General features: G+C 70.3%; 10 protein-coding genes. 6 read left to right on the top strand and 4 right to left on the bottom strand.

Features of this window, described 5'->3' with window-relative positions:
- Nucleotides 1–9: 9 nt before the first annotated feature.
- Entirely contained in the window at nucleotides 10–4,200 is a 4,191-nt protein-coding gene (locus ACOZ38_RS01720) for a HAMP domain-containing protein (RefSeq protein ID WP_424528279.1), read from the top strand.
- A complete protein-coding gene (locus ACOZ38_RS01715; protein WP_424528277.1) occupies nucleotides 4,200–4,826 on the top strand; it encodes a response regulator in 627 nt (208 codons plus the stop codon). Before ACOZ38_RS01720 ends, ACOZ38_RS01715 begins: the two co-directional genes overlap by 1 nt.
- Before the next feature lie 13 nt (nucleotides 4,827–4,839).
- Here the strand turns inward: ACOZ38_RS01715 and ACOZ38_RS01710 are convergent, their stop codons facing one another.
- Entirely contained in the window at nucleotides 4,840–6,555 is a 1,716-nt protein-coding gene (locus ACOZ38_RS01710; RefSeq protein ID WP_424528275.1) for a RelA/SpoT family protein, read from the bottom strand.
- A 57-nt stretch (nucleotides 6,556–6,612) separates the two neighbouring features.
- Nucleotides 6,613–8,634: an NYN domain-containing protein gene (locus tag ACOZ38_RS01705; protein WP_424528273.1), complete on the bottom strand. Its 2,022-nt coding sequence runs from the start codon at nucleotides 8,632–8,634 to the stop codon at nucleotides 6,613–6,615.
- A 232-nt stretch (nucleotides 8,635–8,866) separates the two neighbouring features.
- Here ACOZ38_RS01705 and pyrE point away from each other — a divergent pair, with 232 nt between their 5' ends.
- A complete protein-coding gene (gene pyrE / locus ACOZ38_RS01700) occupies nucleotides 8,867–9,403 on the top strand; it encodes an orotate phosphoribosyltransferase (protein WP_405143377.1) in 537 nt (178 codons plus the stop codon).
- Nucleotides 9,404–9,414: 11 nt separating this feature from the next.
- Here pyrE and ACOZ38_RS01695 read toward each other — a convergent pair whose 3' ends face one another.
- Both ACOZ38_RS01695 and ACOZ38_RS01690 read right to left on the bottom strand, forming a co-directional pair.
- On the bottom strand, nucleotides 9,415–9,849 hold the full coding sequence (locus ACOZ38_RS01695) for a hypothetical protein (RefSeq protein ID WP_424528271.1): 435 nt from the start codon (nucleotides 9,847–9,849) through the stop codon (nucleotides 9,415–9,417).
- A gap of 141 nt (nucleotides 9,850–9,990) precedes the next feature.
- Nucleotides 9,991–10,683, bottom strand: a complete 693-nt coding sequence (locus ACOZ38_RS01690; protein WP_424528269.1) for a DedA family protein — start codon at nucleotides 10,681–10,683, stop codon at nucleotides 9,991–9,993.
- Between the two features lie 213 nt (nucleotides 10,684–10,896).
- Between ACOZ38_RS01690 and fbaA the strand changes: the two genes are divergently transcribed.
- From fbaA to ACOZ38_RS01675, 3 genes are all read left to right on the top strand, one after another.
- A complete protein-coding gene (fbaA, locus tag ACOZ38_RS01685; protein ID WP_424528267.1) occupies nucleotides 10,897–11,919 on the top strand; it encodes a class II fructose-bisphosphate aldolase in 1,023 nt (340 codons plus the stop codon).
- Nucleotides 11,920–12,149: 230 nt separating this feature from the next.
- On the top strand, nucleotides 12,150–13,727 hold the full coding sequence (locus ACOZ38_RS01680; RefSeq protein WP_424528265.1) for an asparagine synthase-related protein: 1,578 nt from the start codon (nucleotides 12,150–12,152) through the stop codon (nucleotides 13,725–13,727).
- A gap of 55 nt (nucleotides 13,728–13,782) precedes the next feature.
- Nucleotides 13,783–15,003, top strand: coding sequence for a class I SAM-dependent methyltransferase (locus ACOZ38_RS01675; RefSeq protein ID WP_424528263.1), 1,221 nt, complete (start codon nucleotides 13,783–13,785; stop codon nucleotides 15,001–15,003).
- Nucleotides 15,004–15,021 lie beyond the last annotated feature (18 nt).

Raw genomic sequence — 15,021 nt, 5'->3', positions numbered from 1 at the left:
GGAGGCTTCATGAAGGGTACCCCGACCACGGGGGCCAGTTCGGAGCGGTCTTATACCGAGTCTGAGCTCCGGCCCCTCCTGGAGACGCTCATCACGTGGCGTGACGGCGACTTCCGCCGACGGGTGCCCCATGCCCCACCGGGCATACTCAGCGAGGTCCGACTGCTGGTCAACGAGGTGGCCGACCGCCGTGAGCATCTCGCGAACGAGTTGCTCCGCGTCCGCCGCGAAGTGGTCAAGGAGGGGCGCTTCGGCGTCCGCCTGACTCCGGGGCCGGGCGTGGGCTCCTGGGCCGAGAGCGTCGACTCCGTGAACGCCCTGATCGACGCCCTCGTCGGTCCGGTCAGCAGCGCGGCCGACGTCCTCGACGCGGTCGCCCAGGGCGATCTCTCCCGCCGCATCGACATGGACCGCACCTCCCGCGGAGAGGTGCGCCGGCTCGGCAAGGCCATCAACGGCATGGTCGACCAGCTCTCGCTCTTCAGCTCAGAGGTCACCCGCGTCGCCCGCGAGGTCGGCTCGGAGGGCCAGCTCGGCGGCCGGGCCAACCTGCGCGGCATGTCGGGAAGCTGGCGCGACCTCACCGAGGCCGTGAACACCATGTCCAGCCGGGTCTCAGCCCAGGTCCGCGACATCGCCGTGGTCACCACCGCCGTGGCGCGGGGCGACCTCAGCCGCAAGGTCACGGTCGACGCGGTCGGCGAGATGCTGGAGCTCAAGAACACCGTCAACACCATGGTCGACCAGCTCTCCGCCTTCGCCGAGGAGGTCACCCGTGTCGCCCGCGAGGTCGGCACCGAGGGCGAGCTGGGCGGCCAGGCCCGCGTGCGGGGCGTGTCGGGCGTCTGGAAGGACCTCACCGACAACGTCAACGTCATGGCGAGCAACCTCACGAGCCAGGTGCGCAACATCGCCACCGTGGCGACGGCCGTCGCGCAGGGCGATCTCTCAAAGAAGATCACCGCGGACGCCAGGGGCGAGATCCTCCAGCTCAAAGAGACCCTCAACACGATGGTCGACCAGCTCTCGCTGTTCGCCGACGAGGTCACCCGCGTCGCCCGCGAGGTCGGCACCGAGGGCCAGCTCGGCGGCCGTGCGGAGGTGAAGGGCGTGTCGGGCGTCTGGAAGGACCTCACCGACAACGTCAACAGCATGGCCAACAACCTCACCTACCAGGTGCGCAACATCGCCCAGGTGACCAAGGCCGTGGCCGGCGGCGACCTGTCGAAGAAGATCGACGTCGACGCCCAGGGCGAGATCCTGGAGCTGAAGTCCACGATCAACACCATGGTCGACCAGCTCTCGTCGGTCGCCTCCGAGGTGAGCCGCGTGGCCCGCGAGGTGGGCTCCGAGGGCCAGCTCGGCGGCCAGGCGCAGGTGCGCGGCGTGTCGGGCGTCTGGAAGGACCTCACCGACAACGTCAACTTCATGGCGAACAACCTGACCTCCCAGGTGCGCCAGATCGCGGCCGTCTCCACGGCGGTCGTCCAGGGCAACCTGTCCCGCAAGATCACGGTGGACGCGCAGGGCGAGATCCTGCAGCTCAAGGACACCGTGAACACCATGGTCGACCAGCTCTCGCTGTTCGCCGACGAGGTCACCCGCGTCGCCCGCGAGGTCGGCACCATGGGTCAGCTCGGCGGCCAGGCCAGGGTCCGCGGCGTGTCGGGCGTCTGGAAGGACCTCACCGACAACGTCAACCTGATGGCCACCAACCTCACCTACCAGGTGCGCAACATCGGCGAGGTCACCACGGCGGTCGCCAGGGGCGACCTGTCCCGCAAGATCGACGTCGACGCCCAGGGCGAGATCCTCGTCCTCAAGACCACCATCAACAGGATGGTCGACCAGCTCTCCTCGTTCGCCTCCGAGGTCACCCGCGTCGCCCGCGAGGTCGCCTCAGAGGGGCAGCTCGGCGGCCAGGCCCGTGTGGAGGGCGTCGAGGGCACCTGGAAGCGGCTCACCGAGAGCGTGAACGAGCTGGCCAGCAACCTCACCACCCAGGTGCGCGCCATCGCCGAGGTCACCAGCGCGGTCGCCCGCGGAGACCTGACCCGCTCGATCACCGTCGACGCGCAGGGCGAGCTGGCCGACCTGAAGGACAACATCAACACGATGGTGTCCAACCTGGTCGCCACCACCAAGGCCAACCAGGAGCAGGACTGGCTCAAGAGCAACCTCGCCCGCGTCTCCCGCCTCATGCAGGGCCACCGCGACCTCATGGAGGTCGCCAAGCTCATCATGAGTGAGCTGACGCCGCTGGTGTCCGCGCGGTACGGCGCCTTCTACATGGTGCCGAGCCCGCACGACAACGAGCTGCGGCTGATCGCCGGCTACGGCGTGCGGCCCGGCCGCAACCCCCGGCAGAGCTTCGCCTTCGGGCAGGGCATCGTGGGGCAGGCCGCCGCGGAGGGCCGGCCGATCGTGCTGGACGACGTCCCCTCCGACTATCTGACCATCGACTCCGGGCTGAGCCGGTCGACTCCGGCCCAGATCGTGGTGCTGCCGGTGCTGTTCGAGGACCAGGTGCTCGGCGTGCTGGAGCTTGCCTCGTTCAGCCGGTTCGGCGAGGTCCATCTGGCCTTCCTCAACCAGCTCGTCGAGACCATCGGCGTCACGATGAACACCATCATCGCCAACTCCCGCACCGAGGGCCTGCTCATCGAGTCCCAGCGGCTCACCACCGAGCTCCGCGAGCGCTCCGACGAGCTCCAGCGGCAGCAGGAGGAGCTGCGCAGGTCCAACGCCGAGCTTGAGGACAAGGCCGCCCTGCTGGCCAAGCAGAACCGCGCCATCGAGATCCAGAACTTCCAGATCGAGCAGGCCCGCCGCACCCTGGAGGAGCGCGCCGAGCAGCTCGCGGTCTCCTCGCGCTACAAGTCCGAGTTCCTCGCCAACATGTCCCACGAGCTGCGCACCCCGCTGAACAGCCTCCTGGTGCTGGCCAAGCTCCTCACCGAGAACAGCGACGGCAACCTGACCTCCCAGCAGGTGGAGTTCGCCAGAACCATCCACGGGGCCGGCTCGGCGCTGCTGCAGCTGATCAACGACATCCTCGACCTGTCCAAGGTCGAGGCCGGCCGCATGGACATCTACCCGCAGCAGCTCTCGCTGCCCAAGCTGGTCGACTACGTCGAGGCCACCTTCACCCCGCTCGCCCAGGACAAGGGGCTCTCCTTCACGGTCGAGGTCGGCCCGTCGGTGCCCGAGGAGCTCCGCACGGACGAGCAGCGCCTCCAGCAGGTCCTGCGCAACCTGCTGTCCAACGCGGTGAAGTTCACGCCGAAGGGCGAGGTGCGGCTCAACATCACCCGCGCGGCGGGCGGCGTGCCGTACATCGACGAGACGCTCCAGGACAGCGACGACATCCTGTCGTTCGAGGTGGTGGACACCGGCATCGGCATCGCGCCCGAGAAGCTCGACGTGATCTTCGAAGCGTTCCGCCAGGCCGACGGCACGACCAGCCGCAAGTACGGCGGCACCGGCCTCGGCCTGTCGATCTGCCGCGAGATCGCCCGGCTGCTCGGCGGCGAGATCCACGCCAAGAGCGAGCCCGGGCACGGCAGCACGTTCACGCTCCACCTGCCGATCAGCTACGCCGGGCCGCTCGCGGGCGGGGACGGCGGGGCGGCGGTCTCGCTGCCCGGCGTCCAGCACGGGCGGGCGCTGGAGCTCGACGCCTCCGACGTGCTGCCCGAGATGCCGCTGAACGACGACCTGCGGATGCCCCAGCTGTCGCAGCCCACCGAGAGCCAGGCCTGGCAGGGCGACGATCCGCTGAACGGTGCGAAGATCCTCATTGTGGACGACGACATCCGCAACGTCTTCGCGCTCACGAGCGTGCTCGAAAGGCACGGCTCCACCGTGGTCTACGCCGAGAACGGCCGCGAGGGCATCGAGCAGCTCGAACGCAACGAGGACGTCGCGCTGGTGCTGATGGACATCATGATGCCCGAGATGGACGGGTGGGCCACGACCTCGGCCATCCGCCGCATGCCGCAGTTCGCCGACCTGCCGATCATCGCGCTCACCGCCAAGGTCATGCGCGGCGACAGGGAGAAGAGCATCGCCTCCGGCGCCTCCGACTACGTTCCTAAGCCGGTGGACGTCGATCGCCTGCTCGAACGCCTGCGGGGCTGGCTCACGCGCGGGCGGGGGCCGTCCGGTGATGGAAGAGACGGAAGAGAAGGACGCGGTTGATGCCGGACCGAGCGAAAATCCTCCTGGTCGACGACCGAGAGGAGAACCTCATCGCTTTGGAGGCCATTCTCAGCTCGCTCGACGTGGTCGCCGTGCGGGCGCGGTCCGGGGAGGAGGCCCTCAAGGCGCTGCTCAGCATCGAGTTCGCGCTCATCCTGCTCGACGTGCGGATGCCCGGCATGGACGGCTTCGAGACGGCGGCGCACATCAAGCGGCGCGAGCGCACCCGCAACATCCCGATCATCTTCCTCACGGTGGTCGACAGCGCCCCCGACTACGCCTTCCGCGGGTACGCCGCGGGCGCGGTCGACTACCTCACCAAGCCCTTCGACCCGTGGGTGCTGCGGGCCAAGGTGTCGGTGTTCGTCGAGCTCTACAACATGAACCGCAGGCTGGCCGAGCAGGCGTCCCTGCTGCGCGAGCGCCTGAGCGTCGAGCTGACGGACGGCACGGCCGCCGAGGTGCTGCCCGAGCTGTCCCGGCGGCTGACCGCCGTGGAGGACGAGCTGTCGCGGGTCGTCGAGCTGGCCGAGAAGTCCAACGGCGGCGCTCCCCTGAGCGGCCCCCTGAGCGATCTCTCCGAGCGCCTGCTGCACCTGCGCGCGGGCTTCGACGCCCTCTCCTGAACGGGCCCGGGGGTCAGGCGCTGTCGGCCGTGAGCTTGGACACCAGGGCGTCCAGCTCCACGGCGCCCGCCGCCACCGCCGCGTACAGGTCGTCCAGCTCGCGGTAGCCCAGGCGCCCCGCGACGCTGCCCGACACCCCCCGGGACTCCAGGTCGAGAAGCTCCATGCCGGTCGCGGCGACGGCCTCGGACACCATGCGCCGCCCGGTGTCCGCCGCGTCGTCCGCGCTCTGGGCGGCCAGATGCCGGCGGATCAGCAGCCGGGCCGTCGGCGTGGTCGCGGCGTCGAGCCCCTCAGCGGAGGGACGGGCCGTCTCGGCGGTGAGGATGTGCACCACCGCGCCGTTGTCCAGCCGCGAGTGCAGCGGCGCCAGCCTTCCGTTGACCAGGGCCCCGATGGCGTGGTTGCCGATCTCGGGGCCGAGGGCGTAGGCGAAGTCGATCGGGGTCGCCCCGGGAGGCAGCGGGATCACCTCGCCCTCGGTCGTGAACGCGGCGATCAGATCGGGGCGCAGGTCGCCGCGCAGCGACTCCAGGAAGTCGGCGGAGGACGCGTCGTTCTGCCAGGCCAGCAGGCGGCGCAGCCATTCGAGGTCGATGCGCCCCGCCACGTCGGCGCGCTGCCCCCTGGACGCGTCGTTGATGTGGGCGGCGAGCCCGCGCTCGGCCAGGCGGTGCATCTGCCGGGTGCGGATGATGACGTCCATGACCTTGCCGCCGTCGGCGATCACCCGCGTGTGCAGCGCGCGGTAGAGGTTGAACCTCGGCAACGAGATGAAGTCCTTCAGCCTCCCCGGCACCGGGCTCATGCTGGTGTGGACGGCCCCGAGCGCGATGTAGCAGTCGCGGTCCTCCCCGTCGACGAGCACCAGCAGCCGGAACAGGTCGGCGGGCTGGAGCGTGTCGAGGTGGTGGCCCACGTCGAGATGGACGGCCCACAGGTGGCGGCGGTGAAGCATCACCTCACCCGAGAGCCGCTGTTCCTTCAGCGCGGCCCTCAGGCGGCGCACGGCGGGCTCCAGGAGCAGCCGTCCCTCGGGCACCCTGGCCGCGAGCGCGGCGTCGATGGCCGCGTGGGCCTCCGGCTGTAACACCGAGAAGCAGAGGTCGTCCATCTCGCGCTTGAGCTCGTACATGCCGAGCCGCTCGGCGAAGGGGATCAGCAGCTCCTGGGACTGGCGGGCGATGCGCTGCTGCTTGTGCGCGGGCTGGAAGCCGAGCGTGCGGAGGTTGTGCAACCGGTCGGCGAGCTTGATGAGCAGGACCCGCAGGTCGGCGGCGGCGGCCAGGATCATCTTGCGGAAGGTCTCGGCCTCGGCGCGCTCCCCCCACCTGGAGCCGTCGAGCTTGGTCACCCCGTCGACCAGGACGGCGATCTCGTCGCCGAAGTCCGACCGCAGCTCGTCGAGCGTGTAGGAGGTGTCCTCGATCGTGTCGTGCAGGAGCGCCGCCTGCAGGGTGGCGGTGTCCATGCCGAGCTCGGCCAGGATGAGCGTGACCTCGATCGGATGGATGATGTACGGCTCGCCCGACTTGCGGGACTGGCCGCGGTGCGCCAGCTCGGCGGCCTCGTACGCCCGGCGCACGGGCCCGAGCTTGGCCTTCGGATAGCCGGCCCGGTGGGCGCGGAGCACGGGCGCAAGGTCGACGGTGCCCGTCGAACGCCCGGCACGCGCCGCCTGTCTCATGGCCCGGGCGTCGCGACGGCCCGGGGGCTGCTCGTCACCCATCGTTCCCCCTCGCCACCGGGAGCCATCGGCACGGAACGCGCCCGCATGGCTCCAACGTTAGCGCCGGGCGCGTTCCAGGGCGTCCCAGAAGCCACGGCGAAGCGCGTGGCGTACTTCGTCGTGCAGGAGGAAGTCGATCGGGAGCGACGAGCCCTGGAGCAACCGCGCCTCGAGATCGGAGGGCATGCGCGGCTTGCGGGCGAGCACGGCCTCCAGCCAGAGGGCGGGGGCGTCCCTGGCGACGGACTCGCCGAAGTCGTGCCCCTCCTTGTGCGCGGCCTTCACCGCATCGGCCAGGGTCGTGGTGCCCGGCGTGGCGGTGTGCGAGGGAACGGGGGCCGGCTGCGGGCCGGTGTAGGGCCCCAACTGGGGGCCGGGGTAGGTCGGGGGCCCGCCCGAGGAGCCCATGTTGTACTGGCTGGGCACGGCCGGGGGCTGCGAGGGCACGGGCGCCGCCATGGGCGGGGAGGGCGGTGCCTGGGGAGGCGGCTGCGGAGGGGAGTGGGAGGGCTGCTGCGGCTCCGCGGCGTAGCCGGAGTAGGCGGCGGGCAGCGCGGGCTGTGCGGAGCGCGGCGTGCTCGGCGGCGCGACCCCATGCGACCCCGAACCGTGCGATCCGGACCCGTGCGACCCCGACCCACGGGAGCCGGTCGCGTGCGACCCGGAGCCGTATGAACCCTGGGAATCAAGGGACCCGGACCCGTGGGAGCCCGACCCATGGGAGCCGGACCCGTAGGACCCGGAGCCCTGGGAGTCGAATCCCTGGGAGTCGAACCCCTGGGAGCCAGGATTGGAGCCGTGGGAGTTCGGGCCGGCGCCCTGAGAGCTCAGGCCCGAGCCCTGCGAGCTCAGGCCCGAGCCCTGCGAGCCGGTGGCACTCCAGGAGCCGGTGGCCGGGGCGCTCGGCTCCATCGAGCCGGACCCGTGGGCGGCGGACCCCTGCGCTGCCGACGGGGGCGAGTCGTCCCCGGGGGACAGTGAACCGTGGGAGCCGAGCCCGAAGGACGTGGACCCGGTGGAACTCGAACCGAGAGGGCTCGAACCGGGGGGCGACCCGTGAGATCCGGACGTGAGACCGCTCGGCCCCTGGCCGGACGCCAGACCGCTCGGCCCCTGGCCGGATGTGAGACCGCCCGGCCCCTGGGAGGTGGCGACCTCCTGGGACGGCCCGGCGGAGCCCTGCCCCTGCGAACCGGACCCGAGGGAACCGGACCCGGACGACCCAGAACCAAGGGGACCCGAACCGAGAGCGCCCTGCCCGTGAGAACCCGACCCGTGGGAACCCGACCCGTGGGAAGCCGAGCTGTGGGAGCCGGTGCCGAAGGCGCTGGACCCGTGGGACCCGGACCCGTGGGAGCCCGGCCCGAGGGAGGAGGATGCCGAGGCTCCGGACCCGGCGGCCTGCGCGGTACCGGAGGAGGAAGGCTGGTGGCCGTTGCTCTGGGCGTGGCCGTTCTCCATGGGCCGGCCGTTGCTCAGCGGCTGCGGGAGGTGCTGCCCGTTGACGGACGCGGACCCGAGGTCGGCGCCGCCCGTGATGTTGCCGGTCACGAGGTTGACGTACGGCCGCAGATGGCCGCTGCCGATCTCGATGAGGTCGTCGCACTCCTGCTGGAGGGTGCGCGACACCGCCCAGCTGCCGTCGGCCGCGATGTGGATGACGGTGACCCGGATGCCGAGATCCTGGGCGTCGCTCACCACCTGGGCGAGATCCTCGTCGCCGCTGACCACGACGGCGTCGCAGATGGCGTTGTTGCGGGCCAGCGTCATCAGGTCGCGGTGGACCTGGGCGTCCACACCCTCGCGCCGGCCGGGCCTGATGCGCGCCAGGCGCAGCTTGAGGCCCGGGATGTCGGCCAGCGCGTCGTGCTCGGGGGTGCGCCTGCCCTCGACGGTGGCCTCGTACCAGTAGCAGCGAAGGAGCGGCAGGTCGGTGCGCTCGCGCGAGAGGGTGGACAGGAGTTGCAGCAGACCGGGGTAGTCCCAGGCGACGGCTTCGCGATGGCGGGTCCCATGCACGGCCATCGCGCCGTCCGCCAGCAGGTAGCCAGCGTCCACGAACAGCGCGCAGCGATCCACGCGACACCGCCCTTTCTACATGGCCCAAGCCCGGTGGCAGCCGAAGCCCGGCCCTATCTCAGGGTAATGAAGCCACTGATCGTGCGAGGGTGAATCCCGGCGATTCGGCCCGCGCCTGACCACATCTAGGAACGTTCACGCGAACCGTACCAGTTTGCCCTCTATAACCGACCTGCGGTGATAAACGAGTAGCCCAGCGGTCCACCCGAATCCCCCCCTCTAGGCTGGCCTCATGAGCGACCGTGCGAATCTGCTGGACGAGATCAAGAACAAAGGGGTGGTGCACGGGCGGGTCGTGCTCTCCTCGGGCCGCGAGGCCGACTGGTATGTGGACCTGAGGCGCATCACGCTGGACGGCACCGCCGCCCCGCTGGTCGGGCGGGTGATGCTCGACCTCACCGAGGACCTCGACTACGACGCCGTGGGCGGGCTCACCCTGGGCGCCGACCCCCTGGCCGCCGCCATGCTGCACGCGGCGGCGGGACGCGGGCGCCGTCTGGACGCGTTCGTCGTGCGCAAGGAGGGCAAGGCCCACGGCCTGCAACGCCGCATCGAGGGGCCCGACGTCGCGGGCCGCCGCGTGCTCGCCGTGGAGGACACCTCGACCACCGGCGGGTCGGTGCTGACGGCGGTGGAGGCGTTGCGCGAGGCGGGGGCCGAGATCGTCGGCGTGGCGACGATCGTGGACCGCGGCGCGGCGGCGAAGATCGAGGAGACCGGGCTGCCCTACCGCACCGCCTACACGCTCGCGGACCTCGGCCTCGACTGACCGAATGCCGGTCAGCCCGGCCGGACCTCGCGCTTGACCGTGAAGCTCTGCCGCTCCCCTGGCTTGCCGGGGGAGCGCGCCTTGCCGTTCAACTCGACGTACACCGTGGAGGCGTCGCCGAGGACCACGTCGAGGTTCGGCTGGGAGTAGACCGCCTGCTGGCCCCGGCTCAGGTCGCGGTCCTCCACGACGTCGCCACCGGTGACGCGGACGAACAGGGGGCACCGGTCGGCCCTGCACTCGACGAAGACGGTGGGGATCTCGGCGCCTGCCGAGGTCTGGTCGACCGAGGGCGCGCCGGGGGACGAGGATGCCGAATCGGTCTGCGTCACCTGGCCGGAGCCGTCCGGGCCCGGCGGCGCGGCGCCCGGGTCGTCGGACTTCAGCGACCCCACCAGGGACAGAACTCCGAGCACGATCAGAGCCAGCACCACGACGATCGCCAAGCCTACGATAAGCAGGCGGGCGATTCCCATGGGGTCAGACCGATGGCGTCCCACATACCGGAGAGTAGCGCCTGCGTGCGAGCACCAACGCCCCTCCGAGCAGGACTCTTATAGCTGGACGGTCAAATCGCCCCCGTCGCGCTACAGCGGGGTGGCCGAGTCGCGGTGGTGCCGGCCGCGAGGCCCGCCGGCTGCGTCCCTCGACTCCCTGCGGCTCTTCAGCACCTCACGCACGATCGGGATGATCGAGAGCAGGATGATCACCACGGCGCCGGGGAGGATGTAGCGGTCGACGTTCGGGATGGCGCTGCCGGCGAAATAGCCGATGAGGAGCATCGACTCGGTCCACAGGATGCCGCCGATGACGTTCCACAGGAAGAACTTCGGAGCGGGCATGCCGAGCATGCCGGCGACCGGGTTGAGGAAGGTGCGCACGATCGGGATGAACCTCGCCAGCACCACGGCCTTCGACGGCCCGAACTTCTCGAAGTAGTGCTCGGCCTTCTCGACGTACTCCCGCTTGAACAGGCGGGAGTCGGGCCTGGAGAAGAGCCGGGGGCCGGACTTCGCGCCGATGAGGTGCCCTAGCTGGGCGCCGGCGACGGCGCAGAGCGGGGCGGCGACGAGGAGAACGGCCAGCGGGAACGGCGAGTCGAGGCCGACCGAGGACGCGACCGCCGCGGAGGCTCCCATCCCGGCGACGACCAGGAGCGAGTCACCCGGCAGGAAGAAGCCGATGAGCAGCCCGGTCTCCGCGAAGATGATCGCGAGGATGCCGATGAGCCCGAAGGTGACGATCCACCATTGGGCGTCCAGAAGATTTGTGAGGTCCATCACGGATGAGGGTACCCCCGCCAGGCGGGTCAGGCGCGCTGGAGGGGTAGGACCAGGTATGTCTGGCCATGACGGGCCAACAGGACGCGAAGCCTCGTTTGTGAACACGAGCCCGGCTCCTGCTTCCTCGCCCGCCGCTCCTTCGCAATACTTGCCCCGGGGAAGACCGAGCCCCGTGCCCGCCATCCGTTCCTTCCAGGGAGATGACTTCCGATGCCTATCGCGACCCCAGAGGTCTACGCCGACATGCTCGACCGGGCCAAGGCCAATGGTTTCGCATACCCGGCGATCAACGTGACCTCCTCGCAGACGTTGAACGCCACGCTCCGCGGTTTCGCCGAGGCCGAGAGCGACGGCATCGTCCAGGTCTCGACCGGTGGCGCCGAGTACCTGTCCGGCACGTCGGTGAAGGACATGGTCACCGGTGCCGTCGCGCTCGCGGAGTACGCCCGCGTCGTCGCGGACAAGTACCCCGTGAACATCGCGCTGCACACCGACCACTGCCCGAAGGACAAGCTCGACGGCTTCGTGCGCCCGCTGCTGGAGATCTCGCGGCAGCGCGTGGCCTCCGGCAAGGACCCCCTGTTCCAGTCGCACATGTGGGACGGCTCCGCCTGCCCCCTCGACGAGAACCTCCAGATCGCCCAGGAGCTCCTCGAGAAGGCCCGCGAGGCCAACGTGGTGCTGGAGGTCGAGATCGGGGTCGTCGGCGGCGAGGAGGACGGCGTCGTCGGCGAGATGAACGAGAAGCTCTACAGCACCCCGGAGGACGCCCTCGCCACCGCCGAGGCGCTCGGCCTCGGCGAGCGTGGCCGCTACCTGCTGGCCGCCACCTTCGGCAACGTGCACGGCGTCTACAAGCCGGGCCACGTCAAGCTCCGCCCGAGCGTGCTGAAGGAGATCCAGGAGGCCGTCGCCGCCAAGTACGGCAAGGAGAAGCCCTTCTACCTGGTCTTCCACGGCGGTTCCGGCTCCTCGCTCGACGAGATCCGCGAGGCGATCTCCTACGGCGTGGTGAAGATGAACATCGACACCGACACGCAGTACGCCTTCACCCGCCCGGTCGCCGACCACATGTTCCGCAAGTACGACGGCGTGCTGAAGGTCGACGGCGACGTGGGCAACAAGAAGGACTACGACCCGCGCGCGTGGGGCAAGTCCGCCGAGAGCGGCATGGCCGCCCGCGTCACCCAGGCCTGCCAGGACCTGCTGTCCACCGGCACGAAGATCTCCTGAACCCGGGCATCTGACTAGATGTCGGCCTAGGTTGTCGACGAGGTCCTGACTTGCATGGAACGGGCTGACCGCACGGTCCGCCCGTTCCATGTGAATTTCCTGAGAAAGTACGTAAAAAGAGTTGGTATCGAGGCAGAAGTAACAAATACCTCGTTAGCATGAGCTAAATGTCCATCTCCTACCGAGCGCGACCATATGTGTGCGGTGCCATCGGAAAGTGGGATGCACGTGTGGCTGAGCGGCTGCTGTCGGCCTCGCCACGAGGGCTCGACGAGGTCCACCGTTCTCCCATGGCCGTCCTGTGGTCGACGGGCGAGCCCGAGAACTGGTCGGCGGGACCGCGCTCCGGCTACCTGTGGTGGCCCGCGGCGAGCGGCCTTCCGCAGCCCCGTTCATGGCAGGACGCCTCCGAGCGCCGCCTCGCGGCGGGACTGGTCTTCGACCGCGAGAGCGTGGTTCTGCACACCGACGCCCTCGGACTTCACGAGCTCAACGTCCGGCGGCTCGGGGACGCGCTCTACTTCTCCGCGCGGCACGACCCTCTGGTGGAGCTGGACGACACGCCTCTCCATGTCGACTGGTCCGCCTGGGCGAACCTGCTGCTGATGACCACGCCGATCGGCGATCAGACGCTCTTTTCCGAGATCAAGCACCTGGAACCCGCCACCGCCTGGCGTGCCACCGGCGACAGGCTGGAGCGGCTCGGCTTCGAGGCCTCGTGGCTCGCGGCGGAACCGGACAACCCGCCGTCGCCCGAGGAGATGGTCGACCTGATCGCGGAGCGGATCCCGCATCGCGCCGGGCCGGTGGCCATCGGGCTCAGCGGAGGCTGGGACTCCCGGCTGCTCGCCGCGCTGGCGGCCCGCCGCCCAGAGAGCCGCCTGGAGGCATGGACGACCAGCACCGACGACGGCCTGGACATCGACATCGCCTGCGCGCGGACCGTCGCGGAGGCGCTCGGCCTGCCGCACCACGTGGTGACGCCCGGACGGGAATCCTGGCTGGAGGAGCACAGGGAGGTATGGCGACGCACCCAGTACCAGACCCTGCACCACGGCTGGGCCATGCCGTACGCCAGGGCGGTCCACGGCCTGCGGGGGCCGTTGATCGACGGGTGCCTGGGGGACGCACTGCTCAGGAGCCGTGGTGACCACGAAGAGGTTCCGCTCGCCGCGAGCCACGAGCAGGCGCGGAAGATCTCCTGGGATGTCATGTCAGGACATGTACCCCGACATGAGGAGATCTGGGCGCCAGGTGTGGTCGACGTCCTCACCGATCTCGGCCTTTCGAGCTTCCACCGGGTGATGCGGCCGGTCGAGGGGCACCACGCCATGCCGATCCTGGCAAGGCTCGTCTCCTCCCGCGGCATCTTCACCTCCCCCACCTGGCTGCTCGGGCCGGAGGCGGAGGTCTGGCTGCCGTTCGCCCACCCCGACGTGGTCACGAACTCCCTGCGCGTGCCGCTCGCCGAGCGCAAGGATCACGCGTACTACCTGGCGATGCTCGCGTACGGGGCACCGAACGTGGCCTCGCTGCCCTCCACCAACGACCCCGGCGAGAAGCCCGCGCCGGGTCCACAGCGAAAAACCACTCCTGCCGCGCTGGCCTCGATCATCGAGGACATCGCGGGGTGCGAAGAGGTGCGCGCGATGCTCGGCCCTCGACTGCTGGGGACGTTGAGCGACCCCGAGCTCCGCGCACGACAGGCCCAGTGGACCGGACCGCTCTATGTCCTTCAGTGGGCGAGCATGCTCGCTCGCTGGCACGGCGAGTACCGCTCCCGTATCAGCTGGGATCCCCTCGTCTGACCAGTGCATACTCTGGAAACCCCTGCCTGACCGGATACGTCCAGAAAGGGTAATAATGCGGACATTACCCCCCCGCCTACTGCTGATCATCAGCGCCGCCTTCGCGGGCCTCGCGGTGATCACGCTGGTGCTGCTGTCCGCTGCGGGAATCGTCGAACCTGCCTCGGCCGTCCAGATCGCCCTCTCCATCGTGATCCTGGCCATGGCGGCCGTGATGGTCGCGGGCGGGCGCAGGACCGACGGCAAGGCCCTGCGGATCGACGCGCGGACCAAGCGCCAGGACGCCGCGCTCGCGAGGACCGAGCAGACCCTCGCCCAGCTCGGGGCCACGCTCGACGGGCTGCCGGGCCGCCTCGAGGACGCCGGCCGCCACCAGGCGCGCGTCCTGCTCTCCGCGCTCGGCGAGGACCGCATGGAGCTGACCGCGCAGACGGACCGGCTCGCCCAGCTCGCGAGCGCCGTCTCCCGGGTCGACACCACCGTCAGGCAGAGCGCCGACGACCTCGACGACCTGCGCAAGCTCCGCCATGACACCGAGCAGCTCACCGGCCTCACCGGCACCGCCATCCAGGCCGTGCGCGACCTCGCCGAGCGGCTGGACGCCCTCGGCGGCACGGTACGGGACGGCCAGGCCGACCTGGCCAAGGCGGCGCGTCAGAACTACGCCCAGCTCGAAGCGCTCATCGACATCAGGGCGCTGCTCCAGCCTCGCGCCCCGCTTCCCCGGCTGCGCGGCTGGGCGGCCTCCCCAGACGTCCTGCGCCTGCTCATCGAGCGGATCGCGGTGGATCGTGCCAAGGTCGTCGTCGAGTGCGGCAGCGGTTCGTCCAGCGTCTGGCTCGGCTACGCCGTGCAGCGTTTCGGGGGCGGGCGGGTCGTCGCCCTGGAGCACGACGAGCGGTTCGCCGAGGCGTCGAGGGACCTCGTCCTCGCCCACGGGCTGCAGGACGTCGTCGAGATCCGCCACGCGCCGCTCACCTCCTGGAGCGACGAGACCATTCCCTGGTACGACACCCGCGCGGTGAGCGATCTGGACGGCATCGGGCTCGTCTTCGTGGACGGGCCTCCGGGAGCCGCCGCGCCGCTGGTGCGCTATCCGGCGGTGCCCGTGCTGCTGCCGCGCTGCGCCCCCGACGCGTGGATCGTCCTTGACGACACGAACCGCCCGGCCGAGCGCGAGGTGGCCGATCGCTGGCTCAGGGAGTATCCCGAGCTGGCAGGCACGGCCCACCCCGCGGAGAAGGGCGCGATGGTGCTCAGGCGGAACGCCGGATGAGGTGCCGACCCGTCCGGG

Source organism: Sphaerisporangium viridialbum, assembly GCF_049674955.1.
Lineage (GTDB): Bacteria > Actinomycetota > Actinomycetes > Streptosporangiales > Streptosporangiaceae > Sphaerisporangium > Sphaerisporangium viridialbum.
Note: the sequence above shows the minus strand (reverse complement) of the source record. Positions and strands in the feature narration are given on the sequence as shown.